The following is a 22,915-nucleotide window of genomic DNA, read 5'->3' on the forward strand; positions in this document are numbered from 1 at the left end:
GATACGGGTAGCAGGCCAATGCCCCGAGGCGTGCTGCCGGGAGAGTCGTCCGACTGACTGGCGTGCCAGTCCTTCAGCCGGGCCGCTTTGTATCCTCGTATCTCGCAATCGCGGATAAATACACAGCGATACAAATCCCCTGAAATCCGACACATGCCGCTTGCCATGGCCTCCTAGACTCGTGCTCACATTGATCACGCAAACCGGAGAAGAAAATGTCGAAGACAGTCGATTTGCCTCGCCGAGGCTTTCTGGGTGCAGCGGCAGCGACGCTGGCCACCGTGCCGTTCGGGCTGCCGCAGGCCGCGCGCGCGCAAACCGGTGTGTCGAAGGCGGCGCCGCTGCCCTTGACCACGCCGGGCACCCATGCCAGCTTCGCGCCGGTCAAGCACGTCAACGCCGGCGTGCTTAATATCGGCTACGCCGAGGCCGGCCCCGCCACAGGGCCCGTCGCGCTGCTGCTGCACGGCTGGCCCTACGACATCCACAGCTTTGCCGACGTGGCACCGCTGCTGGCGGCCCGCGGCTATCGGGTGATCATTCCCCACCTGCGTGGTTTTGGCTCGACGTCCTTCCTGTCTGCCGACACCATGCGCAACGGCCAACCCGTAGCGATAGCCGCCGACATGATCGCGCTGATGGACGCGCTGAATATCCGCAACGCCGTCGTGGCCGGTTTTGACTGGGGCGCGCGCACCGCCGACATCATGGCGGCGATCTGGCCGGACCGCTGCAGGGGGCTGGTCTCGGTCAGCGGCTACCTGATCGGCAGCCAGGCAGCCGGCAAGCAGCCGCTACCGCCTGAGGCCGAGCTCCAGTGGTGGTACCAGTTCTATTTCTCCACCGATCGGGGCCGCGCCGGCTACCAGAAGTACACGCACCAGTTCGCCAGGCTGATCTGGAAACTGGCATCGCCGCAATGGAAGTTCGATGATGCGACGTTCAACCGCAGCGCCGCCGCCTTCGACAATCCCGACCACGTCGAAATCACCATCCACAACTACCGCTGGCGGCAGGGCCTGGCCACCGGCGAAGCCAGGTTCGACGACATCGAGAAGCGGCTCGCCACGGCACCCGCCATCGGCGTGCCCACCATCACCATCGAAGGGGATGCCAACGGCGCGCCGCACCCCGAGCCCAGCGCCTATGCCAGCAAGTTCACGGGCCGCTACGAGCACCGGGAACTGACGGGCGGGATCGGCCACAACCCGCCGCAGGAAGCGCCCACGGCGTTTGCGCAGGCGGTGCTCGATGTCGACAGGCGCTGACGCATGCGGGGCGCAATGCGCAGATTGCTGATGCTGGCTGCCATGACGCTGTCGGCGCTGGCATCGGAGCTGGGCGGCGCAGGCCATCGGTGCGCATGGTCGGGCATGCCCCGGACCATGCGCGCGGAGAAGCGGGCACGAAACTCGGGCGGCTCGGGCGCTGAAGGCATTGCCATGCCTCAGCGCCCGCCGCCGCTCGCCGGCCGCGCTCAGCGCAGCGATTTGAACGCTGCGCGCAACTCCTGAGCGAACAGCTGCGGCTCTTCCCATGCCGCGAAGTGTCCTCCCTTGTCGACCTTGTTGAAGTAGGTCAGCCGGGGGTAGGCGCGCTCGGCCCAGGTGCGCGGGGCTTGATAGAGCTCGCCGGGAAATACCGTCACGCCTACAGGGACCTTGATCTGCGCGGTCATCTGCTCCGCAACGTTGAAGTTGTTGGTGTTGTTCTCCCAGTAAAGCTGCGCTGACGAAGTGGCGCTGTTGGTGAGCCAGTAGAGCGTGATGTCGTCGAGCATCTCGTCCTTGGTCAACGATCCGTCGGCAAAGGCGCCGTGCACGAACACCACCGTGGTAGTGCGGCTGTCCCCAGCCGGTGCGGCTGCGGCCGTGCCCGCAGCGGCTGCAATGCTGCTGACAGCGGCAACGAGCGCTGCAGTCTTGATGAACGTTTTCAATGTCCTCATGCGATTCCCCTTCAGGGTTAGGTACTAATGGGATTGGACAGTGGCCGCTCTGCCGGCATCGGCAGCCCGGCTCAGACGGCGAGGGCGGCAACGCAAAGGGCTGTCCCGAAGGCGTACGTTCCCAAGGCACCAATGGCGCGCGCCGGATTCGGTTTGGACATGGAGGGCCAGGCAAGCAGTGCAACCACCAGCAGCACGCGGCAGGCAGTTGCACCTGCCATGCACCAGATCGCCCAGCCAGGCGGATGCTGAGTTCCGAGGTACAAGAAGAGCACCGCAAGGAACGGCGCGTACTCGGTGGTGTTGCCGTGAGCGCGAATCAGCCGTGCCAGCAGTTGATCGGGCTCGGATGGGTAGCCGCTCAGCACGCCGACCCTGGATCGCTGCACCGAGGTGACAGTTTCAGGATAGGGTCCTGGCCTATGTCCCGAATGACGAACTTCCCTCGTTTCAGGACAACATGAACCGAATCGGACTTGTCCAAGATGCGCTCGTCTTCGACGCGAACCGCGGGAAAGCGCTGCGGGAGCGCATCAGAAAGCCGGGGAAGAGGCGACCTTGCACTGGCGCTGGCAGACCAGTTCCGACAGCATCGAGAACTGCGACTGCCCCCGGTCCACGCTATTCGGGACACCGGGTGCGTGATAAGATTCGCATGCGAATCAAATCTTATCCCTTGTGGCGCCCCAGACATGGAACATCGCCTCGTCTACTTATTGAATGTGGGCCAGCGGCGCCTGCACCGGTGGTCACAAGCGCGCACTGCGGCGGGTGGCGTGACATCAGCCCAGGCCGGGCTGCTTTTCTTTCTGGGCAGCAACGATGGCGCGCTGACGAGCGAGGCTGCCGCGGCGCTGGACCTGGGCGCGCCTGGGATGAGCGGCCTGGCCGACCGGACCGAAAGGGCCGGCCTGATCGAGCGCCGGCCGGACGAGAACGATGGCCGTGCCTCGCGCCTGTGGCTGACGGAGGCGGGGCGCCTGGCGCGCCAGCGTTCCAAGGCGAGCATGAAGGTATTGAATACCAGGCTGACTGAAGGTTTCACCGCGGCCGAGATCGACGTGGTGGCGCGCTGGCTGACCAGCCTGCAGACAAAGTTTCCGGCCGCCGACGAGGGCGAGGTTTAGCCTGGCAGCGGCCGGAAAGCGAGACAGTCGACTTACTGCCCGGCAACCCTGGTGAAGTCTGGTTTGCGTTTTTCGGCGAAGGCGGTGAATGCCTCCCGGGCTTCCGCACTGGCCAGCCGCTCCTCGAACCTGGCGCTTTCGCTGTTCATCTGCGAAACCAGTTTTTCCGCATCGCGCATGAGCTGTTTCATTGCGCTCAGGGAGCCGGCCGGCCTCGCGGCAATCTTCTCGGCCATCCGGCGCGCGTCCGTGCGCAGCTGGTCATTGGCGCAAACCTTGTTCGCGATGCCCCATGCCACGGCGGTCTGCGCGTCAAGCGGCTCGCCCAGCGCGAACATCTCGAAGGCCCTGACGTGGCCGATCCGCAGCGGGAGCAGGTAACTCGACGCCGCTTCGGGAACCAGGGCGAGATTGACGAAAGGCGTGATCAGCTGCGCGTCCTGGCCGAGCACGACGTAATCACAGTGCAGCAGCATGGTGGTCCCGACGCCGACGGCCTTGCCATTGACCGCGGCGACGATCGGTACGGTCGAATTGGCAAGGGCGCGCAGGAACCGATGCACGTGACGTTCGCCGGGGCCATTTCCCGATGCGATTGCCGCAAATTCGCCGAGATCATTGCCGGCGGTAAAGGTGTTCCCGTCCCCCTGCAACAACAATACCCGGACAGCCCGGTCCTGCTGTGCCTGCTCGATAGTGTCGGCAAGCGCGCCGTACATCTCGTTCGTCAAGGCGTTCATCTTGTCCGGCCGGGCAAGCGTGATGGTCAGCACGCCGCCGGTGAGGTCTATGCGGATTTCCGGGGTCATTGGTCGGTCTCCAGGTGAGGGTTGCACGCCTGCCGTGCAGGTATCGCGATTAAGTTCGCATGCGAAGTATATAGATGGTTCGCGTGCGAAGTAAACCCGTTGGGACCGGGCAATGTGCGGAATCGGCGCCCGGGCAGCGGCGCATCGAGGGCAAGGAAGACAGCACAATCAAAAAACGAACTTGCATGATGATAGTGACTACTCTAGACTAACTTTCAAATCGATAGCAAGTAGGTCTTTCATGGAAGCCGGTCATGCAGAGGAAGCCACTTGGTGAAACGCCATGTCCGATCGCACGCACCGCGGCCCGCGTTGCCGACAGCTGGAGCGTGTTGATCCTGCGTGAAGCCTTTTACGGCGTGACCCGGTTCGACGAGTTCCAGCAAAACCTGGATATCGCGCCCAATATGCTCACGCGCCGCCTGAACTCGCTGGTCGAAGAAGGCATGCTTGAGCGTCGCCAGTATTGCGACCGCCCGCCCCGCTCCGAGTACATCCTGACCGAGCGCGGGCGCGATTTCCGCCAGGTGCTGCTGGCGATGCTGGCTTGGGGCAACAAGCATCTCGCGCCCGAAGGCGAAAGCGTGCAGTTGACGAACCGGCGCACCGGCGTGCGCGTGGAGACTGTGCTGGTCGACGCCGCCAACGGGCGCCCGGTCACCGATGCCGACTATCACCTTGCGCCCGGCCCCGCCGCCAGCGACCGCGTGCGCCAGCGGCTGTCCCGCTCGGCAGAAGCCTGAGCCGGATTTCCCGCGCAGCCAATTCCTATTGCAACCTTCAAGACCCGGCCACCGGGCGTATTCCGCATGGCGCCTCAACTGAAGTGCGTGCGACCGATGGATACTGGGTGTTCGGCAAGGAGAATTCGATGAATGCAAGAGATGTCGTGCTGTGCCAGCCGGTGCGGACCGCCATTGGCGCTTACAACGGCTCATTGAAGGGAGTTCCGGCGGCTGATCTCGGCGCCGCAGCGATCAGGGCAACCGTGGCACGGGCGGGAATCGATCCAGGCGAGGTCGGCAGCGTGGTGTTCGGCAACGTGATCCAGGCCGGCAACCGCATGAACCCGGCCCGTCAGGCTGCCATCGGGGCAGGGCTGCCGGTTTCGGTTCCGGCGATGACCGTCAACCGCGTCTGCGGCTCGGGAGCGCAGGCGATCGCCACGGCAGCGGACGAGGTGCGGCTCGGTTATGTCGACATCGCTGTCGCCGGCGGCATGGAGAACATGGATCGCGCGCCATACCTGATGCCGTCCGGCCGCTGGGGGCAGCGCATGGGCGATTCCGTCCTGTACGACAGCATGCTGCACGACGGGCTGTTCGACGCCTTCTCCGGCGAGCACTCCGGATGGCATACCGAGGACCTTGTCGCCCGCTACGCGCTGACCCGCGAGGCCCAGGACCGCTGGGCCGAGCGTTCGCAGCGGAATTTCGCGCTGGCGCAGGCGAACGGGCGATTCACCGGCCAGATTGCCGGGGTGGCCATCAATGGGAAGGGCGGCACGGTCATGTTCGAAGTGGACGAAGCCAACCGCCCCGATACCAGCTTCGCTACGCTCGGCCGGCTCAAGCCGGCGTTTCGCCCGGACGGCACCATTACCGCCGGCAATGCGCCCGGACTCAACAGCGGCGCAGCGGCCATGATCGTTGCCGAACGTTCGCTGGCTGAAGCCAGGGGGCTGGAGCCGAAGGGACGATTGGTCGCTTATGGTGTCGGGGCCGTGGAGCCCGGCATGTTCGGGCTGGGCCCGGTCCCGGCGGTGCGGCAGGCGCTGCAACGCGCCGGCTGGGAGCTGGGCGACATTGAACGCATCGAGATCAATGAAGCATTTGCCGCGGTGCCGCTGGCTGTCGCGGCCGAGCTCGGATTGCCGCACGACATCATCAACGTCGACGGTGGTGCCATTGCCCACGGCCATCCGATCGGTGCGACCGGCGCGGTGCTGACGACGCGCCTGCTGCATGCCATGCGGGCCGACGGCATACGGCGCGGCATCGTCACGCTCTGCATCGGCGGCGGACAAGGGATTGCCCTGGCGCTCGAGGCGCTGGCCTGATCCGTCTGTTCTCGTAACGGGCGTGCATTGATCGCAGAGGTCAGCACAAACCATCTGGAGGAGAAAATGAACATTCAATACATTGAGGACCTCGCGGCGGGCCAGAAATACGGTTCGGGGCGGCTGACCGTCGAGCCTGAAAGGATCAAGACCTTTGCCGCCGAGTTCGACCCGCAGCCTTTCCATCTCGATGAAGCCGCCGCCCGCGACACGCTATTTCGTGGACTGGCTGCGAGCGGTTGGCATACCGCCGCGCTGACGATGCGCCTGCTGGTCGACGGCGAATTCCGGCCCGCAGGCGGCATCCTCGGCGCGGGCTTCGAGGAACTGCGCTGGCCAAAACCGGTGCGCCCCGGCGATGAGCTGCATATCGAGAGCGAGATACTGGAAGTGCGGATTTCGAAATCGCGCCCTGACCAGGGCATCGTGAAGGTGCGTACCACGACCTTCAACCAGGCCGACGAGCCAGTGCAGGTTTTCACCGCCAACCTGATCGTCCAGCGACGCCCCGCAGCCGCCGCGCAGGCAGAGGCATCATGAAGATTCTTGTACTCGGCGCCGGGGCCATGGGCGGCTACTATGGCGCGCGCCTGATCGAGGCGGGCGCAGATGTCACCTTCATGTTGCGGCCCGGCCGCGCGCGGGCACTGGAACGGGTTGGCCTGGCCGTGCGCAGCGAGCTTGGCGACTTCCATCGCCCGGTAAAGATGGTCCTGGCCGGCCAGGTCGGCGCGCAGTTCGACCTGGTCCTGCTGGCATGCAAGGCCTACGACCTTGCCGACGCGATCCGGGCCATCAGCCCGGCCGTTGGCCGGGACACTGCGGTATTGCCCCTGCTCAACGGCCTTGACGCCTATGACCGGCTCGACCAGTGCTTTGGCAGGCAACGCGTGCTGGGTGGAGTCGCATACATCGCGACCACGCTGGCGGCGGACGGAACCGTCGTGCACGCCGGCCGCATGGACCGGCTGGTAGTCGGCCCCCGCGCCGCGCAGGCGTCGGCATTGGCCGCGGATTTCCATGCGCTGGTGTCCAGGTCGGCGGGTACGCGCGAGCTGTCGGGCGCCATCGGGCAGGAGCTGTGGAACAAGTGGGCCATGATTGCCGCCGGCGCAGTGATGACATGCCTGATGCGCGGGACCGTGGCGGACATCATGAAGACACAGGATGGCCGCCGCCTGATGCTTGACGCGATTGCGGAGTGCCGCACGGTGGCGCAACTGTACGGCCATTCCATCCCCGAACCCGTTGCCGCTGCCATGCACGCCCGACTGCTGGACGAAGCATCGACCTGGGCTGCCTCGATGATGCGGGATATTGCGCAGGGCGCCCCACGCATAGAAGCCGACGCCATCGTCGGCGACCTCATCAAGCGCGCGGCCGGGTACGGGCATGAGCTTCCACTGAGCCGTGCGGCATATTGCCACCTGCAGGTCTATGAGCGCCAGCGCGCTGCGCACCAGACTGCTGGCTGAGCAGTCTTCGCTCATTCATCAAAATCACGAATCACGACATGACTACCTTTTCCTCCCTGTTGCAGCGCACGGAAGGCAGCGTGCTGGTCCTTGCCATCAACAATCCGGGCAAACGCAACGCCATCGCGGCGGATCTCTACGACAATATCCGCGCCGCGCTGGCCAACGCCGCAGCGGATCCGGCGGTTGGCGCGATTGTGCTGACCGGGGCCGGCGATTACTTCTGTGCGGGCGGCGACCTGGAATTGATCAGCAAGCGGCGCGAGCTGACCTACGAGGAGCGCATCGAGCGGCTGGGGCATCTGCACGACGTGGTGTGCAAGCTGCGCGACTTTCCCAAGCCGATCGTCGCAGCGATCGAAGGCGGTGCGGCAGGTGCGGGCTTCTCGCTGGCACTGGCCTGCGATTTGCTGGTGGCTTCCGCCGGCGCAGCTTTCTCGATCGCCTATGTGAAGGTGGGGCTGACACCGGATGGCGGCATCACCGGCCTGCTGGCGCAGAGCCTGTCGCGGCAGGTGCTGACGCAGCTGGCGTTGACTGGCGACCGCATCACGGCAGAGCAACTGCAGCACTTCGGCGTCGTCAATCAACTGGTTGAGGCGGGACGGGCCAGCGCAGCGGCGATCGCGCTGGCGGCGCGGCTTGCCCAGGGCCCCCAGCAGGCACTGGGTTCAATCAAGGCGCTGTGCCGCCATGCGCACGAGCGCTCGCTCGATGAGCAACTCGAGGCTGAACGGGGCGCGATGGCCGTGGCCCAGGGCAGCGCCGAAGCCGCGGAAGGCATTGCCGCCTTCCTGGGGAAACGTCCTGCGGATTTCGCCAGACTGCGCCGCGGCGATCCGGCATAGCCGCGGCACAGGCTGACCGCAGTGCCATCGGGCCTTATTGCCCGGCCAGCTTGAGGCTCTTGGCAATGCGGGTCAGCTTGGTGTGTTCGTTGCTCAGGAAGGCTTGCGCCTGGGCCATTGTCATCGGCTCGATCGCGCGCTGGAGATTGACGGCGCGCCGGGTACGGTTTTCCGGGCTGCCCACCCACGCATTCATGGCCTCCACCACCCGTGCCGTCACGGCATCCGGTGTATTCGGCGGAGCCAGCACGCCCGCCCACTGGCTGTACTCGAAGTCGGCCAGGTCCTTGTATTCCGACAGCGCCGGCACATCGGGCAACGACGGATGCCGGGCCTTGCTGGCGACACCGATCGGCCGGAAGCGGCCGGCCTTGATCATCCCGTAAGTCGGACCTCCCATGGGAATGAAAGTCAGGTCTACCTGTGCACCGGCAATGTCGCTGGTGACCGGCGCCGCGCCCTTGTAGGGGACTTCCAGGAAGCGTACGCCGGTGCGGGCCTGGAAGTCGGCCCCGACCAGGTGGGGTCCCGAGCCGGGGCCCCAATGCGCCAGCGACAGCGGGCGGTTCTTCGGGTTCTTCGCGTAGGCAATGACCTCGTCGACGTTCTTGAACGACAACGAGGGATTCGACACCAGGATGAAGTCCGAAATCCCGCTGAAGCCTGCCAGCCTGAACTTGTCCGGCGAATACTTCGCCGATGCGATGGTAAGTGGCGCGACCAGGAAGTCGATGCCGGTCGTGCCCAGCAAGGTGTAGCCATCGTTGGCGCCGCGCAGCACGTTCATGGCGCAGATCGATCCGCTTGCGCCGGGAAGGTTGTCGGCAAGAACATTCTGCCCCAGGCTCCTTTTCATCACGACGGCTGCCGCGCGGATCGATTCGTCCGCCGGGCCTCCAGCGGGAAATGCGACCTTGACGACGATCGGCTTGCCCGGATAGGCTGCTTCAGCCCGCAGCAAGGACGGCACAAGCATTGCCGGTGCGGCGCACGCCGCCTGCAGCAGGCGCCGGCGCGAAAGCTGGATAGTCATGGTTGTCTCCATTATTGGTTCTGCAAGCCGGCAGCTCATACCCGTGGTGACGGATACGTCGGGGTGAGGCGCTGCCGGCCTGCACTGCCTCTGGCGAGGCCCTGCTTCGGTGAACGGACTATTCGTAGGCCACCGCGTATTTGATGGTCAGCGTCGAGAACGCCTTGCCGATGGTTGCCACCGCGATCTCCCGATCTTCGTTGCTCAGCGTGGCGGGCAGCACCAGCGTGGACAGGATGCCCTGGTCGCCCCGGTCTTCGATGCGGATATCAACCAGGGGCACCGGCGTATCCGTGTTGACCTCGGCAAGCATCTGCCGCTGCGCCCGCAGTACTGCGTCGCTGCGCAGCGTGTTCTTCTGGATCTTGCCGACGGCAGTCTTGGGGATGGCGTCGACCAGGTAGAACTGCTTGGGCACGGCGGCGCGTTCCGGGATCACCTCATAGGCGTAGTGCTTGATGCGGCCGAGCGGGAAGGTGCTGCCCGGCTTGAGCGCGATGTACGCGACCGGCAGTTCCCCGGCATGCGCGTCAGGCAGGCCGACCGCGGCGGCATCGAATACCTCGGGGTGCCGATACAGCGCCTCTTCGATCATGCGCGGATCGATATTGTTGCCGCCGCGGATGATCAGGTCCTTGGCCCGGCCGGTCAGCCAGAAGTAGCCATCCTCGTCCACATAGCCCAGGTCGCCCGTATTGAACCAGCCGCCTTCGAACCAGATGCTCTTGTTCTGCTCGGGATTCAGGTAGCCGGAGAAGACGTTGGGACCTCGCACCACCACGATGCCAGGTTCGCCCGGCTCGCAGTCGCGCTGGATGTGTCCGGCCGCGACCTTGACGACCTTCATCTGCTGGTAGGCCATGGGCAGGCCAATCGAGCCGATGCGCCGCTGGCCATAGCGCGGGTTGGTTGCACTGAGCGCGGTGCCTTCAGTCAGCCCGTATCCCTCGAAGATCATCGCGCCGGTCTTCTGCTCGAACGCCTCGGCCACGGCCACCGACAGCGGCGCCGTACCGCAACTGGCCGCCTTGAGGGAGCTGATGTCGGCGTCGCCGATCGGGATGTTCAGCGCCATGTTGACCACGCTGGGGACCATGCCCAGCGCGGTGACCCCGAAGTGATCGACGATCTGCCAGAGATTGCGTATCACCGAGGGATCACGCCAGCCGCTGGACGTCAGCAGCACCACCGATGCGCCGCGGGCCAGCGGCATCAGGCAATTGGTCAGCACCCCTGTCACGTGGAACATCGGCACCCCGCAGACGCGCACGTCCTCAGGCTGCACGTCGATCTGCATGGCGCTGACCCATGCCATCGCCACTTCATTGCCATGCGTGTGCAGCGCAAGCTTGGGCGTGCCGGTGGTGCCCCCGGTATGGAACATCGAAGCCGTATCCTGCGGCGAGAACACCCGTCTGCTGTCAAGCGCCCCGTCATCGAAACGGTCAACACTGGCGTCGAGGTCGAAGATCCCTTCCTCGCTTGCCTTGCCGCCGCCGGCCTTGATCCAGTGCTTCACGTCAGGCAGCTCACGCCGCACCAGCATGGCCTTGTTCCAGGCTTCGATATCCGGGTCCGGGCCATAGGCGATCACCGCCTTGGCCCCGGCATTGCGCAGCAGCGCCGCGATAATCTCGGGCTCCAGCATCCAGTTGACCGGGCAGGCGATGCCGGTCGCCTCGCTGCCCCAGATCGCGTACTGCGACTCAGGCGTCACGGGCATCAGCACCCCAATGACGTCATCCGGGCCCAGGCCCAGCGAGTGCAGCAGATTGGCGGTCTGGGTGATGCGCCCGAACATCTGCGCATGGGTGATGGTGACCGACCTGGCCAGCTCGTCTCCGGAGCTGAAGTAATGCAGGGCGGGCGCCTCGGGCGCACGGTCGCGCGCCAGGCGCAGCAGCTCGTAAGTGCTGTCGGGCAGGCTCCGGTCGGAAAGCGGCGTCTGCTCGAAGCGCCGGATATCGGCAAGCGCGGTCACTGTCAGCCGGGGGCGGTAGGGGTCTGCTTGCGCGAGGGTGGCCGCAGCCTGCACACGTGTGTTGAGCTGGGTCATGATCAGACTCCCCGGTAGACCGGACGGCGCTTGTCGAGGAACGCTGCGCCGCCTTCGTGCATGTCTTCCGTGCTGAAGAGCGTGGCAAAGGCCAGCTGTTCCAGCATCAGCGCCGTATCGAGCGTGGCATCCTGGCCGTTGTTGATCATCAGCTTGGCCATCGCGATCGAGTGCGGAGACTTCTCGGCAATACGGTGCACGTAGGCCTTCGCCTCTGCCAGCAATTCGCCCGCAGGCACCACCTTGTTGACAAGGCCGATGCGGTAAGCCTCGTCCGGCTTGATGATTTCGCCGGTAAAGATCATTTCCTTGGCGCGCGTCGCGCCAACCAGCCGGGTCAGCCGCTGGGTACCCCCGCGTCCCGGTATCAGGCCGACGTTGGTTTCGGTCTGCCCCAGCAGGGCGTTGTCCGCAGCCACGCGCAGGTCGCACGCCATCGCGAGCTCCAAGCCACCGCCAAAGCAAGGCCCGGCAATGGCGGCGATCACGGGGATGGTGCTGTGGTGGACCAGCGCCCACAGGTCGGGCGCGCCGCTGGTCGGGACGAAGGCTTCAATCGGGCGGCGCGCCAGCATCTCAGGGATGTCGCCGCCGGCCACGAAGGCCTTGGTGCCGCCCCAAAGGACGATCCCGCGGACCGTCCGGTCGGCCATCAGCGACGACAGCGCCGCGTAAAGGTCGGTGCGCAGCCCGGTGTTGAGCGCGTTGTACTTTTCCAGCCGGTTCATGGTGACGACGGCGCAGGGACCGTCGCGGTCGATAAACACGGTGTCGTATTCGGTGATGTCGGGCATCGGTGTCTCCGTTGTCGCTCTTGGATGCTTAGTGGATGAACTCGAACAGGCCGGCCGCGCCCATGCCGCCGGCGGCACACATGGTCACGACGCCATACCTGGCCTTGCGGCGGCGTCCTTCCAGCAAGATGTGGCCGGCCTGGCGCGCGCCCGTCATGCCATACGGGTGACCGACGGCAATCGCGCCGCCGTTGACGTTGACGCGCTCGAGCGGCAAGCCGAGCTGGTCAATGCAATACAGCGCCTGGCAGGCAAAGGCTTCGTTGAGTTCCCACAGGTCGATGTCATCGATGGAAAGCTCGTTGCGTTCCAGCAGGCGCGGGACTGCGCGGACCGGGCCGATGCCCATTTCGTCCGGCTCCACCCCAGCGGTGGCCAGGCTGACGAAGTAGCCCAGCGGTTCCAGGCCACGCCGTTCGGCCTCACGTTCGGACATCACCACCAGCGCCGCGGCCCCGTCAGACAACTGGCTCGAATTGCCGGCCGTCACCTGGTAACCCTCGCCCTTCACGGCAGGCAGCACGCTCAGTCCTTCCAGCGTGGTGTCGGCACGGACACCTTCGTCCGCCTCGAGCAGGAACTCCGCCGTCGAAGTCTCGCCGGTCACCTTGTCCTTCACCGACTTGACCGATGCCAGCGGAACGATTTCGTCCGCGAAGCGGCCAGCCTTCTGGGCTGCCACGGTGAGTTGCTGGCTGCGCAGCGCGAACTCGTCGGAGCGCTGCCGCGTCATGCCGTAGCGCTCGACCAGGATTTCGGCGGTATCGATCATGTGCAGGTAAACATCGGGGCGATTCTTCGCCAGCCACGCTTCCTGCTGGGCAACCTTCAGCGTGACCGGTTGTGACAGGCTGATCGATTCGACGCCACCCGCCACCATTACCGGCACCTTGTCGATCAACACACGCTGTGCGGCAAAGGCGACTGCCTGCAAGCCGGACGCGCAGAAGCGGGTCAGCGTCGTGCCGCTGACGGACACCGGCAGGCCCGCGCGGATGCCGCCTTGCCGGGCGACGTTGCCACCGGTGGCGGCGATGGGCTGGCCGCAGCCGAAGATGATGTCCTCGACTTCCGCGCCGTCAATCCCCGCGCGCTGGACGGCATGCTGAATGGCATGGCCCGCCATGGTTGCGCCATGGGTCATGTTGAAGGCGCCTCGGGTGGCTTTGCCGATCGGGGTGCGGGCAAATGAAACGATCACTGCGCGAGACATGGGTTCTCCTTGGACGTGGATGGGGCCGGCGTTCGAAGTCGGCAGAATCAAATATAGACAGTGGATACATTAGGCGAGCGTCCGGGACTGGAACGAAGGTGAGCAGAGCTGAAAGGGCTGGATGCCTGCCCTGCCTTATTCCGTTAGTCGTTCTGTGGTGCTCGGTGTATCCACTGTCTACATACTAGGATTGCGCTCTCGGCCGCGTCAAGAAAACATTGGGCAGTTTCGGGTTTACCAGCCTGATCATGCATGGGCATCGCAGTGCTGGCCGAATGAGCGAAAGGGCTTCGCTGCTAGGGTTACCACTAGGCGTAAACGGCTCCCCGTTCCTTGACGCTGGCCGACGCGCTCCCTACGATATAGACGCTGGATAGATTGGTGTTCAGCCAGGCGGTGACGAAGCGGCGCGGGCGTTCGCGGTTTCGGGCCGGCCGCTGTGACGGAAGTAGCAGAAACCGAAAGGGGGAAACATTGGAATTCACTGGCGCACAGGTAATCAAGGCTTCCAGGGCAGAGGTCTGGAAACGGTTGAACGATCCGGCGACGTTCCAGCGGTGTTTGCCGGGATGCGAGCAATACCAGCAGGGGGATGACGGTGACTATGACGCAGTCATCGTTGCGGCCGTCGGACCGATCAAGGCACGCTTCAAGGGCACGGCCCGATTCACCGGCCACCAGGAGGGCATCGGCTATCACATCGAAGGCAGCGGAAACGGTGGCGTCGCGGGATTCGGCAAGCTGGGCGCCGATATCCGTCTGGAAGACGTCGAGGGCGGCACTTCCCTGCACTACGTGGCCGCAGCGCAGATGGGAGGAAAGCTCGCACAGATCGGGTCCCGTCTGGTGGGATCGGTGGCGAACAAGTTCCTGGCGGAGTTCTTTTCCCGCTTTGAAAAGCTGGTAAGCCAGGAGGCAAGTCCTGGTGGTTCGCTGGCAACTTCCGCTGAATGAGCTGCGGCAGGTCGGGAAGGACACCGGAATTTTTTTTGCCCCTTTAGTATGATGATCGTAATACTATAGGCACCACGGGTGCCGATGCTGAAGGTGCTAACGGAGACACAGAGGCGACTGTGAAAATAGAAAACACCATCAATGGCGTAACAGGTACCACCGAGATCGAGCCAAGGCGGCTGCTGGTGCACTTGTTGCGGGACCAGAAACGCCTGACCGGCGTTCACATCGGCTGCGACACCTCCCAGTGCGGAGCCTGCACGGTGCTGGTGGACGGAACGACGGTGAAGTCGTGCACCGTGCTTGCCGCACAGACCGACGGCTGCGAGCTTCACACGATTGAAGGCATGGAGCACGACTGCACGACAGCCGTACTCAAGCAAGCCTTCAACGAACTTCATGGCTTGCAGTGTGGCTTCTGTACGCCGGGGATGCTGCTTGCGGCACGAGCGCTGCTTGTGCACCAGCCTGAGCCGGCCGAAAGCGATGTCAGGGAAGCGCTGCACGGCAACCTGTGCCGCTGCACCGGGTATCAGAACATCGTCGATGCTGTGCTTCTTGCCGCGACCAGGCTGCAGCGAACGCCGTCCGTCACACATGGGGAGGCCTGAGATGAGCGAAGCACTGAACGGAAGTGCAACGAAGTACATTGGCAAATCGGTCAGGCGTCGTGAGGACAAGCGGCTGATGAGCGGCCAGGGCAGGTTTACGGATGACCACCAGTTCCCGGGCATGGTCTTCGCGGCTTTCGTCAGGTCGCCCTATGCCCATGCCATTGTCAGCGAGATCGATACCTCGGCCGCGCGCGCGCTTCCCGGCGTGATCGGTGTCCTGACCTATGCGGACATCCAGGGCAAGGTTGGCGACATCCGGCCGAACTGGGTAGTGGGCAATTCGAAGGTGCCGCCGCATCCTCCGCTTGCGGCCGAGCGGGTGCGGTACGTAGGGGAAGCCGTGGCGATGGTGGTGGCCCGGACCCGCGAGATTGCCGCGGACGCTGCGGAACTTGTCGCAGTCGGCTACGAAGCGTTGCCACCCGTCGTCGATGCGGAAGCAGCACTGTCAGACACCGCGCCGCAGCTTCACGATAACGTGCCCGGCAATCGCATCGGCGTTTTCCGGCTCAAGGGCGGCAGCTACGAGGACGCATTGAAACGGGCCGACCGCGTCGTCTCGATCCGCCTGGTCAACCAGCGCCTGATTCCGAGCCCGCTCGAACCGCGCGCCTTGTGCGCGAGCTTCGACCCGGTCGACGAGCGCCTGACGTTTATCGTCCCGACCCAGGTTCCGCATATGTCGAGACGCTGGCTGGCGGAGACCCTGCGCTGGCCCGAGCACCGGGTCCGGATCGTGGCGCCCGATATCGGTGGCGGATTCGGCGCAAAGATGCACTTCTATGCGGAAGAGGTGCTGGTGGCGTTCGCCTCCAGGCATTTTGGACTTCCGGTGAGCTGGACGGAGACGCGCAGCGAAAACTTCGTCGCGACCACCCATGGCCGCGCGCATACCGAGTATGTGGAGGCGCCCGTCACCAGCGACGGCAAAGTGCTGGGGATCCGCTTGCGGTCCTTCGCCAACCTCGGCGCCTACCTGTCGAACATGGCGACGGGGATCCCTACCGTCAATACGGTCAACTACATCACGGGCAACTACCAGATAACGTCGGTCGACGCGGAAGTGAATCTGGTGACAACCAATACCACGCCGGTCGATGCCTATCGCGGCGCCGGACGGCCAGAAGCCGCATACATTATCGAGCGGCTGATGGACGCTGTAGCGGGGGAGCTGGACATGGATCCGGTCGAGCTGCGGCGCCGCAACCTGGTGCAGCCCGATCAGTTTCCCTATTTGCCGCATGACGGTGCGCGCGGCAAATGGGACTCCGGCGACTACGAAGCCTGCCTGAACAAGGCGACCGAGCTGATCGGCTACCGGCGCTGGTGTGAGGAGCAGGTGGCGCTGCGCGCGCAGGGCAAGTACATCGGCATCGGCGTGACCTGCTATCTCGAGCTGGTCGGCATGGGCATTTCGCCGATGCTGGAAAAGGTCGGCTTCAACCGCGGCGGCTGGGAGAGCGCGCATATCCGCGTGCATTCCGACGGCAAGGTCACGCTGTTCAGCGGCTCGATGCCGCAAGGCCACGGCCATGCCACCAGCTTCGCGCAGATCGTTGCGGAAGCCCTGCAACTGCCGATGGAAGATATCGATGTGGTGCAGGGTGACACGGATCGCGTGCTGGCGGGTCATGGCACCTTCAATTCACGCTCCGTGCCCGTAGGCGGCAGCGCTGCCTATGTGGCAGCGGGCAAGATTCTCGCCAGGGCAAGGCGGATCGCCGCCTTCATGCTCGAAATCCCGGAAGAGGAGGTGCACTATGCAGATGGCCATTTCTCAAGCGCAGCAAATCCGACCGTCATCCCGTTCTCGCGGGTCGCAAGGATGGCATACCTTGCGCACCAGCTGCCCCGGGATTTCGAAGCAGGGCTGGATGAGCGCGTCTTCTATGAGCCGGTCACCCTGGGAGCGCCGAATGGCTGCCATGCCGTGGTCGTGGAGGTGGATGTGGAGACCGGCGTGGTGACGATCCTGGACTATGTGGCAGTCGACGACGTGGGCGTGCTGATCAACCCGATGCTTTGCCACGGCCAGATGCACGGCGGCATCGCACAGGGCATCGGCCAGGCCCTGTTCGAAGAAGCCACGTACGACGACTCCGGGCAACTGCTGTCCGGCTCGCTGCTTGACTACGGCTTTCCGCGTATCGAGCAGATCCCGCGCATGCGCACCGGCTTCCATGTCTCTCCGGCGCCGTCGAATCCGCTTGGCGTCAAAGGCATCGGGGAGGCGGGCTGCGTCGGTGCGCCGCCCGCCATCGTCGCCGCGGTATGCGATGCACTGAAGCCATTTGGCATATCCCATCTCGATATGCCGCTGACGCCGCCGAAGGTCTGGCGAGCCATCCAAGAGAGCCGGAGCGCGACATGATTCCGTACGAAGTCGAATACCTCAGGGCGAGCAGTGTGCAGCAGGCGCTTGCCATCCTTGCCCATAACCCCGAGGCGAAGATCCTGGCCGGGGGCCATACCTTGCTGCCGATGATGAAGCTCAGGCTGGCGAAACCTGGACTGCTGGTGGATATCGGCCGCCTGCCTGAACTTCGCGGGATCGTGGTCCATGAGGACTCCGTTTCCATCGGCAGCGCCACCACCCACGCCGAACTGGAGGCGAGCGCGGAACTGAAGCAGCTGGCCCCGCTGTTCCCACTCGCCGCCACGGTGATTGCCGACCCGACAGTCAGGAACCGTGGCACGATTGGTGGCGCGCTGGTGCACGCCGATCCGTCGGCCGACTGGCCGGCGGTCGCGCTTGCGATGGATGCCCAAATGGAAGTGGCAGGCGGGCAAGGCAGCAGGCGCATTCCCGCGCACGAGTTCTTTGTCGGTTTCATGTCCACGGCCGTTGAGCCGGACGAGGTCCTTACGCGCATCCATGTGCCATTGCCGGCTCCGGGCCGGGTCGCATACCGCAAGTTCCGTCATCCGTCGTCAGGCTATGCGGTGGCTGCGGCGGCCGTTGCTATCAGCGTTGCCAAAGATGGCTATGCATGGGGACGGATTGCCATCACTGGTGTTGCCGATGCGGCATTCCGCGCATGGGAGGCGGGGGCTTTGCTGGAAGGCAGCTTCGCCGACTTGCCGGACAAGGTAGATGCCATTGTCGAAGCCGCGTTCGCCAACGTGACGCCGCTGGAAGACAACTTCGCCGACGGGGCATACCGGCTGCAGCTTGGCCGGGTGATGCTGAAGCGGGCACTGGTCGATGCGCTGGAGCCGCGCGGCGAAGACTGAAATACCGAGGGGGAGGCTTACGCCTGCGCTGCGCTGCGTGACCTCGCCTTCGGCTTGCTTGCGGCGGCATCGGTAGCCGCCGCGGCCTTTTTCTGGCCCGCTGCCAACAGGCCGGTCAACACGAATTGCTGTACGCTCTGCCGCCATTGGGCCAGCGCGACGCGCGGGCGCGGGCTGGGTCCGGTCGGCTTGGCACTGAAGAACATGCTCACACCGTGCATGGCCGACCACGCGCAGCGCACCATCATGTCGTCGAACTGCTCGGCAAGATTGTTTTCCTGGAAGTAGTCCCGGACTGCACCCGACAAGAGCTGGTAAGACGCGCTGCCCGCTTCCAGCAGTTCTGGGTATCTCTCCTTGTCCTCGATCTGCGGCCCGAACATCAGGTAGAAGAGCGCGGGATGCTTGACGGCGAACTCGATGTAGCCGTCCATGATCGTGAGCAGCCGCGCCTCGGCGGACATCTCCGGCGAGAGCCGGGCCCGCCGCACGGCGACCAGTTCACGGAATCCTTCGGCGGCGATTGCGGCAAGCAGGCCCTCCTTGTCGGCGAACTGATTGCGCGGCGCGCCATGCGAAACCCCGGCCAGCTTTGCCGCGGAGCGTAGGGTCAGTCCATGGACGCCCTTGGTGGCCAGGATTTCCCGGCCACAGCGGATCATTTCTTCCCGCAGGTTGCCATGGTGATAGCTTTGGCGGGCCGGGCGCGTGGTGGAGGTGGTCATGAAATGGCGGGTCGAGATGTCGTCAGGCCTCCATATTAGCGCTAACCCATCCGGTGACCCACCAGCTACCGCACCTGGGCGTCGATGACCTGGACGTCTTCGAAGGCGATCGGCGATCCATCGGGGCGCGTCAATGGTGGCGCCACGATCTCGTTTCCCGTGTGCTTGTCCACGAAAAGCTTGGCGCGCCGCTTCGGCTCCGCCACCCATCGCTCCGCCCACGCCTTGAGGCTCAGGTAGGTCGGCAGGAAATCGCGTGCGCTGTCGCTCAGGACGTAGGCGCAGCGTGTGCTGCCCTCGATCGGCCCGCGTATCAGCAGACCATGCTCTGTCATTGCCTGAAGCCTGGCGCTCAGGATGTTGGAAGCAATGCCGAGCCGGCGCTCGAACTCCTCGAACCGCGTCGCGCCGTAATACGCTTCACGCAGGATCAGGATGACCCAGCGCTCGCCCAACAACGCCGAGGCATGTGCAACCGGGCATGGCATCTTGAGGAAGCGGGATTGGCTCATATCGGCTCCGGCGCTGGTGCAAGGGCGGCCGCACTACAGGGAGGTCTGGAGTGCGTCCAGAATCTCGGTGGATAGCGCTTCCGAGCGCACGGAGCGCGCCAGCACCATGCCGCCGACCATTGCCGCCAGCGTGACAATGGCGTCCTTGCGTGCTGTCTCATCATCGCCCCCGGCAATGGCTTCGATGAGCGATGTGACGCGCGCCTCGAAACGCCGCCGCGTCTTGGTGTCCAGGCGCGACACATCGGCACCGAGCGCCGCGATGGCGCAACCTGATCCGGGATGGTCGCGGTGCCTTTTGTTCACATACGCCTGCACCACGGCTTGCCTGCGCTGCCTGGGTGATGCCACCGACGTCGCCTCTTGGAGGAGTTCCATGGTCTGGTCGAAGGCTGCGTCGATGGCCTCGGCAACCAGGGCGTCCTTGGACTCGAAGTGCGCGTAAAACCCTCCATGGGTCAGGCCGGCGCTCTTCATCAGCTGGGCTACGCCGATGCCGTTGACACCGTGCTTGCGGAACTGCGTCGAGGCAGCCTTGACGATGTGCTTGTGGGTTTCAGCCTTTTGGTCGAGCGAGTAGCGCATGATCAGGTGACAGGAAGAGTAGGGCGAGTGTGTCTCTGCAATATATAACATTACGATCATCATTGCATCGGGTGCGTGCCGCAGGTTGTTGGCCGCGTCGTTACATGTGGGGGCCAATGGACGCGCGCCACGCGATTCACTAGGGATAGCACCAAGGCAGCAACAGCGTGTTCCTCCTTGACCATGCCGGTTCGCCTGACTAGCATGTAGACGCTGGATACATAGGCGGGTGTTGCAAACGGCTGACTGGGAGCGGCATGGGAGCGTCACGGCCACTGCGGCCGTTCGTCATTTGATATGACGACCATCATTTCATAAGCGCTGCCTTGAAAGGAGGGAGGGGAATGCGGGGCGGCGCGAAAGGCTCACGAGCAGAGAACACCATCAATGACATGGAGCCACGTGCTCAGATAACGGAGACAAAGCGCATGAAACCACAGCAATCCAGCTCGCCGGGGACCGTGGATGTCCAGGCATTCATCGACAACCAGAGATTCTCGCCCTATCAATGGATGCTCCTCATCGTTTGCTTTCTGGTGGTGGCCGCGGATGGCTTCGACACGGCCGCGATCGGCTATGTGGCGCCATCGTTGACCACGGAGTGGGGCGTTTCGAAGCTGGTACTGGGCAATTTGCTGAGCGCTTCGCTGGTTGGCCTTGCACTCGGCGCGCTGGTCGCCGGACCCTGTGCGGACCGGTTCGGCCGCAAGCCTGTGCTCATCGTATCGGTGGCGGCCTTTGGCCTGTTCAGCCTCGCCACTGCGTCCGCTGTATCCGCCGTGGAGCTGTCCGGCTGGCGTTTCCTGACGGGCATGGGGCTTGGTGCCGCGATTCCCAACGCGACCACGCTGCTGGCCGAGTATGCCCCCGCCAGGCGTCGGGCCTTCCTGGTGAACAGCATGTTTTGCGGCTTTACGCTGGGCGCAGCGGGCGGTGGCTTCCTGGCCGCGGTCATCATTCCCGAGTTCGGGTGGCGCAGCGTCTTCATTGTCGGCGGAATCGTTCCCTTGGTCCTTGCCGTCATGGTGCTTGCACTGCCGGAATCGATCCGGTTCATGGTGCTGCGCGATTGGCCGGCGGAGAAGATCAAGGCGGTGTTGAGACGGCTGGCAGGTTCCGCGGAAGTCCATGCGTCGCGGTTCACCTTGCCGGATGATCAGGCCGACAAGTTGCGCTCGCCGCTCGGGCTCATCCTGTCGCAAAAGTATCGGATGGGAACGTTCATGCTCTGGACTACCTATTTCATGGGTGTACTGGTCTTCTACCTGGTGACCAGCTGGATGCCGACGCTTGTCAGGGAAACCGGTGCGACCCTGGCCGAGGCCTCTCTGATCGCTGCGCTGTTCCCGCTGGGCGGCACGCTGGGCGCGATGGCTTGCGGCTGGCTGATGGATCGCATCAATCCCCATCGCGTCATCGGCTTCGCCTATTTCTTCACCGCCGTATTCACGCTGGCGATGGGACACGCAACCAGTGGCGCATACCTGGTGCTGCTGACGCCGATCGCCGGGCTGTTCATGGGGGCCGGCCTGGTATCCATGCCCGCGCTGGCGGCTTCGTTCTATCCGACCCAGGGCCGTGCCTGCGGGGTAGGCTGGATGCTTGGCATCGGGCGTTTCGGTGGCGTCCTCGGAGCCGTTTCCGGTGGCACGCTGCTGCAGCTTGGCCTGGGCATGAGCTCGATCCTCAGCATCCTCGCCGTGCCATCCTTGCTTGCGGCCATCGCGGTCGCCGCGAAGGGAAGGGCGGGCGCGGCGAAGCCGTCGGAGCAGGCAACCGTTGCCAGCGAAGCGTGATCTGGCGCCTGGCCCCGGACTGTTGACTGGAACCTCAGCCCGCTACGCTTGACCCGGGGCAGCGGACGCAGGCTGGACGGCAGGAAGAATCATGGAAAGCGTGGATCTCGAAGTCTTGAGAAGCAGTGTCCGCTGGAACGAGTAAGGACACCGTTGCCTGTTGGTGACGGTCGTCCATACCTGGGGTTCGTCGCCACGGCCGGCCGGCGCGATGCTGGCCGTGCGCGGCGATGGCCTGGTAGTGGGTTCGGTTTCGGGCGGCTGCATCGAGGACGACATCATTGACCGAACCCGCCGCGAAGGCATTGGCTACCGTAGTCCCGATGTGATCCGGTACGGCGTTAGCGCCGAGGAAGCACACCGGTTTGGCTTACCCTGTGGCGGCACCATCGAACTGGTGGCGGAGCCGGTATCTGCGGCGAGCGGATTGCGCGAACTGCTGCAGGCGGTGGAGGGCGGCAAACTGGTGACACGTACGCTCGATATGGCCACCGGCATCGCGACGCTCGGGCCGGCCGCTGCCGCTGACGGCCTGACCTTTGACGGCAAGTCGCTGTCAACCATCCATGGGCCACGCTATCGCATGCTGGTGATTGGCGCCGGGCAGCTTTCGAAGTATCTCTGTGAGATCGCCGTCGGGCTCGGCTTCGACGTGACGGTGTGCGATCCGCGCGAAGAATATACCGAGACCTGGGGCGTTCCGGGCATTACCATGGTGCGCACCATGCCGGACGACACGGTGGTGGAGATGAACTTGGACGAACGCAGTGCGGTGGTTGCGCTGACACACGACCCCAAGCTCGACGACCTGGCGTTGATGGAGGCGCTGCGCACCCGGGCCTTCTACGTCGGTGCGCTGGGTTCGCGCCGCAACAACCAGGCGCGGCGCGAACGCCTGAAGGAATTCGACCTGACCAGCCAGCAACTGGCCCGTATGCATGGCCCGGCCGGCATCTATATCGGCAGCCGTACGCCGCCGGAAATCGCCATTTCGATCCTTGCCGAGGTGGTGGCAGCGCGGAACCACGTCCGCTTGCCCGTTGACCTGGGGGTCGAACGGGCCAAGTCCGCACGGGAGGTGCCGGCAGATACCAGCGGTGCATGCGCGATGGTCAATGCATAACGGCGCCCCG

22 protein-coding genes and 1 pseudogene are annotated in these 22,915 nt (G+C 64.5%); 13 read left to right on the plus strand and 10 right to left on the minus strand.

The window, feature by feature from the left end; translation table 11 throughout:
- The first annotated feature begins 215 nt into the window (after positions 1-215).
- Positions 216-1,268 (plus strand): alpha/beta fold hydrolase, encoded by a 1,053-nt coding sequence (locus tag CF68_RS11710; protein WP_035818752.1) that lies wholly within the window; start codon positions 216-218, stop codon positions 1,266-1,268.
- Positions 1,269-1,477: 209 nt separating this feature from the next.
- Here CF68_RS11710 and CF68_RS11720 read toward each other — a convergent pair.
- Positions 1,478-1,816, minus strand: a pseudogene (locus tag CF68_RS11720) (alpha/beta fold hydrolase); the annotation flags it as partial.
- 203 nt (positions 1,817-2,019) lie between these two features.
- Entirely contained in the window at positions 2,020-2,316 is a 297-nt protein-coding gene (locus CF68_RS11725; RefSeq protein WP_369798861.1) for an MAPEG family protein, read from the minus strand.
- 324 nt (positions 2,317-2,640) lie between these two features.
- Between CF68_RS11725 and CF68_RS11730 the strand changes: the two genes are divergently transcribed.
- Positions 2,641-3,075, plus strand: coding sequence for a MarR family winged helix-turn-helix transcriptional regulator (locus tag CF68_RS11730; protein ID WP_035818757.1), 435 nt, complete (start codon positions 2,641-2,643; stop codon positions 3,073-3,075).
- Between the two features lie 32 nt (positions 3,076-3,107).
- On the opposite strand, the gene CF68_RS11735 is transcribed toward CF68_RS11730, so the two are convergent.
- A complete protein-coding gene (locus CF68_RS11735; RefSeq protein WP_035818758.1) occupies positions 3,108-3,884 on the minus strand; it encodes an enoyl-CoA hydratase in 777 nt (258 codons plus the stop codon).
- Between the two features lie 254 nt (positions 3,885-4,138).
- Here CF68_RS11735 and CF68_RS11740 point away from each other — a divergent pair, with 254 nt between their 5' ends.
- From CF68_RS11740 to CF68_RS11760, 5 genes are all read left to right on the plus strand, one after another.
- Positions 4,139-4,627: a helix-turn-helix domain-containing protein gene (locus tag CF68_RS11740; protein WP_035818759.1), complete on the plus strand. Its 489-nt coding sequence runs from the start codon at positions 4,139-4,141 to the stop codon at positions 4,625-4,627.
- A 128-nt stretch (positions 4,628-4,755) separates the two neighbouring features.
- Complete coding sequence (locus CF68_RS11745; protein ID WP_035818760.1) at positions 4,756-5,943, plus strand: thiolase family protein; 1,188 nt, start codon at positions 4,756-4,758, stop codon at positions 5,941-5,943.
- A 66-nt stretch (positions 5,944-6,009) separates the two neighbouring features.
- The gene (locus CF68_RS11750; RefSeq protein ID WP_035818762.1) at positions 6,010-6,483 is read left to right on the plus strand and encodes a MaoC family dehydratase; all 474 of its coding nucleotides are present in this window, start codon (positions 6,010-6,012) and stop codon (positions 6,481-6,483) included.
- The gene (locus CF68_RS11755) at positions 6,480-7,418 is read left to right on the plus strand and encodes a 2-dehydropantoate 2-reductase (protein WP_035818764.1); all 939 of its coding nucleotides are present in this window, start codon (positions 6,480-6,482) and stop codon (positions 7,416-7,418) included. Before CF68_RS11750 ends, CF68_RS11755 begins: the two co-directional genes overlap by 4 nt.
- A gap of 38 nt (positions 7,419-7,456) precedes the next feature.
- On the plus strand, positions 7,457-8,266 hold the full coding sequence (locus CF68_RS11760; protein WP_035818767.1) for an oxepin-CoA hydrolase, alternative type: 810 nt from the start codon (positions 7,457-7,459) through the stop codon (positions 8,264-8,266).
- Between the two features lie 34 nt (positions 8,267-8,300).
- On the opposite strand, the gene CF68_RS11765 is transcribed toward CF68_RS11760, so the two are convergent.
- From CF68_RS11765 to CF68_RS11780, 4 genes are all read right to left on the minus strand, one after another.
- Positions 8,301-9,299 (minus strand): tripartite tricarboxylate transporter substrate binding protein, encoded by a 999-nt coding sequence (locus CF68_RS11765; RefSeq protein ID WP_035818770.1) that lies wholly within the window; start codon positions 9,297-9,299, stop codon positions 8,301-8,303.
- 118 nt (positions 9,300-9,417) lie between these two features.
- Positions 9,418-11,355, minus strand: a complete 1,938-nt coding sequence (locus tag CF68_RS11770) for an acyl-CoA synthetase (protein WP_051591500.1) — start codon at positions 11,353-11,355, stop codon at positions 9,418-9,420.
- 2 nt (positions 11,356-11,357) lie between these two features.
- Complete coding sequence (locus tag CF68_RS11775) at positions 11,358-12,149, minus strand: enoyl-CoA hydratase/isomerase family protein (protein WP_035818772.1); 792 nt, start codon at positions 12,147-12,149, stop codon at positions 11,358-11,360.
- Positions 12,150-12,177: 28 nt separating this feature from the next.
- On the minus strand, positions 12,178-13,362 hold the full coding sequence (locus tag CF68_RS11780) for an acetyl-CoA C-acyltransferase (protein ID WP_035818774.1): 1,185 nt from the start codon (positions 13,360-13,362) through the stop codon (positions 12,178-12,180).
- Between the two features lie 474 nt (positions 13,363-13,836).
- Between CF68_RS11780 and CF68_RS11785 the strand changes: the two genes are divergently transcribed.
- From CF68_RS11785 to CF68_RS11800, 4 genes are all read left to right on the plus strand, one after another.
- Positions 13,837-14,316, plus strand: coding sequence for a carbon monoxide dehydrogenase subunit G (locus CF68_RS11785; protein WP_035818777.1), 480 nt, complete (start codon positions 13,837-13,839; stop codon positions 14,314-14,316).
- A 119-nt stretch (positions 14,317-14,435) separates the two neighbouring features.
- Positions 14,436-14,927 carry a (2Fe-2S)-binding protein gene (locus CF68_RS11790; RefSeq protein ID WP_035818780.1) on the plus strand — a complete coding sequence of 164 codons (492 nt, stop codon included), beginning with the start codon at positions 14,436-14,438 and terminating at the stop codon, positions 14,925-14,927.
- Position 14,928: 1 nt separating this feature from the next.
- Positions 14,929-17,301, plus strand: a complete 2,373-nt coding sequence (locus tag CF68_RS11795; RefSeq protein ID WP_035818782.1) for a xanthine dehydrogenase family protein molybdopterin-binding subunit — start codon at positions 14,929-14,931, stop codon at positions 17,299-17,301.
- Positions 17,298-18,164, plus strand: a complete 867-nt coding sequence (locus tag CF68_RS11800) for a xanthine dehydrogenase family protein subunit M (RefSeq protein WP_035818784.1) — start codon at positions 17,298-17,300, stop codon at positions 18,162-18,164. Before CF68_RS11795 ends, CF68_RS11800 begins: the two co-directional genes overlap by 4 nt.
- Before the next feature lie 17 nt (positions 18,165-18,181).
- On the opposite strand, the gene CF68_RS11805 is transcribed toward CF68_RS11800, so the two are convergent.
- The 3 genes from CF68_RS11805 to CF68_RS11815 all read right to left on the minus strand — a co-directional run bounded on the left by CF68_RS11805 (position 18,182) and on the right by CF68_RS11815 (position 19,986).
- Positions 18,182-18,889 carry a TetR/AcrR family transcriptional regulator gene (locus CF68_RS11805; RefSeq protein WP_035818786.1) on the minus strand — a complete coding sequence of 236 codons (708 nt, stop codon included), beginning with the start codon at positions 18,887-18,889 and terminating at the stop codon, positions 18,182-18,184.
- Between the two features lie 65 nt (positions 18,890-18,954).
- A complete protein-coding gene (locus CF68_RS11810; RefSeq protein WP_051591501.1) occupies positions 18,955-19,401 on the minus strand; it encodes a helix-turn-helix domain-containing protein in 447 nt (148 codons plus the stop codon).
- A gap of 33 nt (positions 19,402-19,434) precedes the next feature.
- The gene (locus tag CF68_RS11815) at positions 19,435-19,986 is read right to left on the minus strand and encodes a TetR/AcrR family transcriptional regulator (protein WP_035818789.1); all 552 of its coding nucleotides are present in this window, start codon (positions 19,984-19,986) and stop codon (positions 19,435-19,437) included.
- Between the two features lie 428 nt (positions 19,987-20,414).
- On the opposite strand from CF68_RS11815, the gene CF68_RS11820 reads away from it, so the two are divergent.
- Both CF68_RS11820 and CF68_RS11825 read left to right on the plus strand, forming a co-directional pair.
- On the plus strand, positions 20,415-21,782 hold the full coding sequence (locus CF68_RS11820; protein WP_035818792.1) for an MFS transporter: 1,368 nt from the start codon (positions 20,415-20,417) through the stop codon (positions 21,780-21,782).
- A 157-nt stretch (positions 21,783-21,939) separates the two neighbouring features.
- A complete protein-coding gene (locus CF68_RS11825) occupies positions 21,940-22,905 on the plus strand; it encodes an XdhC family protein (protein WP_235205745.1) in 966 nt (321 codons plus the stop codon).
- The last annotated feature ends 10 nt before the right edge of the window (positions 22,906-22,915 follow it).

The organism is Cupriavidus sp. SK-4, assembly GCF_000611125.1.
Classification (GTDB): domain Bacteria; phylum Pseudomonadota; class Gammaproteobacteria; order Burkholderiales; family Burkholderiaceae; genus Cupriavidus; species Cupriavidus necator.

What these genes read in the sequence shown, in the direction of transcription:
- CF68_RS11710 (WP_035818752.1), top strand. Translation starts at nt 216, where the DNA reads ATGTCGAAGACAGTCGATTTGCCTCGCCGAGGCTTTCTGGGTGCAGCG.
- CF68_RS11730 (WP_035818757.1), top strand. Translation starts at nt 2,641, where the DNA reads ATGGAACATCGCCTCGTCTACTTATTGAATGTGGGCCAGCGGCGCCTG.
- CF68_RS11735 (WP_035818758.1), bottom strand. Translation starts at nt 3,884, where the DNA reads ATGACCCCGGAAATCCGCATAGACCTCACCGGCGGCGTGCTGACCATC.
- CF68_RS11740 (WP_035818759.1), top strand. Translation starts at nt 4,139, where the DNA reads ATGCAGAGGAAGCCACTTGGTGAAACGCCATGTCCGATCGCACGCACC.
- CF68_RS11745 (WP_035818760.1), top strand. Translation starts at nt 4,756, where the DNA reads ATGAATGCAAGAGATGTCGTGCTGTGCCAGCCGGTGCGGACCGCCATT.
- CF68_RS11750 (WP_035818762.1), top strand. Translation starts at nt 6,010, where the DNA reads ATGAACATTCAATACATTGAGGACCTCGCGGCGGGCCAGAAATACGGT.
- CF68_RS11755 (WP_035818764.1), top strand. Translation starts at nt 6,480, where the DNA reads ATGAAGATTCTTGTACTCGGCGCCGGGGCCATGGGCGGCTACTATGGC.
- CF68_RS11760 (WP_035818767.1), top strand. Translation starts at nt 7,457, where the DNA reads ATGACTACCTTTTCCTCCCTGTTGCAGCGCACGGAAGGCAGCGTGCTG.
- CF68_RS11765 (WP_035818770.1), bottom strand. Translation starts at nt 9,299, where the DNA reads ATGACTATCCAGCTTTCGCGCCGGCGCCTGCTGCAGGCGGCGTGCGCC.
- CF68_RS11770 (WP_051591500.1), bottom strand. Translation starts at nt 11,355, where the DNA reads ATGACCCAGCTCAACACACGTGTGCAGGCTGCGGCCACCCTCGCGCAA.
- CF68_RS11775 (WP_035818772.1), bottom strand. Translation starts at nt 12,149, where the DNA reads ATGCCCGACATCACCGAATACGACACCGTGTTTATCGACCGCGACGGT.
- CF68_RS11780 (WP_035818774.1), bottom strand. Translation starts at nt 13,362, where the DNA reads ATGTCTCGCGCAGTGATCGTTTCATTTGCCCGCACCCCGATCGGCAAA.
- CF68_RS11795 (WP_035818782.1), top strand. Translation starts at nt 14,929, where the DNA reads ATGAGCGAAGCACTGAACGGAAGTGCAACGAAGTACATTGGCAAATCG.
- CF68_RS11800 (WP_035818784.1), top strand. Translation starts at nt 17,298, where the DNA reads ATGATTCCGTACGAAGTCGAATACCTCAGGGCGAGCAGTGTGCAGCAG.
- CF68_RS11805 (WP_035818786.1), bottom strand. Translation starts at nt 18,889, where the DNA reads ATGACCACCTCCACCACGCGCCCGGCCCGCCAAAGCTATCACCATGGC.
- CF68_RS11810 (WP_051591501.1), bottom strand. Translation starts at nt 19,401, where the DNA reads ATGAGCCAATCCCGCTTCCTCAAGATGCCATGCCCGGTTGCACATGCC.
- CF68_RS11815 (WP_035818789.1), bottom strand. Translation starts at nt 19,986, where the DNA reads ATGCGCTACTCGCTCGACCAAAAGGCTGAAACCCACAAGCACATCGTC.
- CF68_RS11820 (WP_035818792.1), top strand. Translation starts at nt 20,415, where the DNA reads ATGAAACCACAGCAATCCAGCTCGCCGGGGACCGTGGATGTCCAGGCA.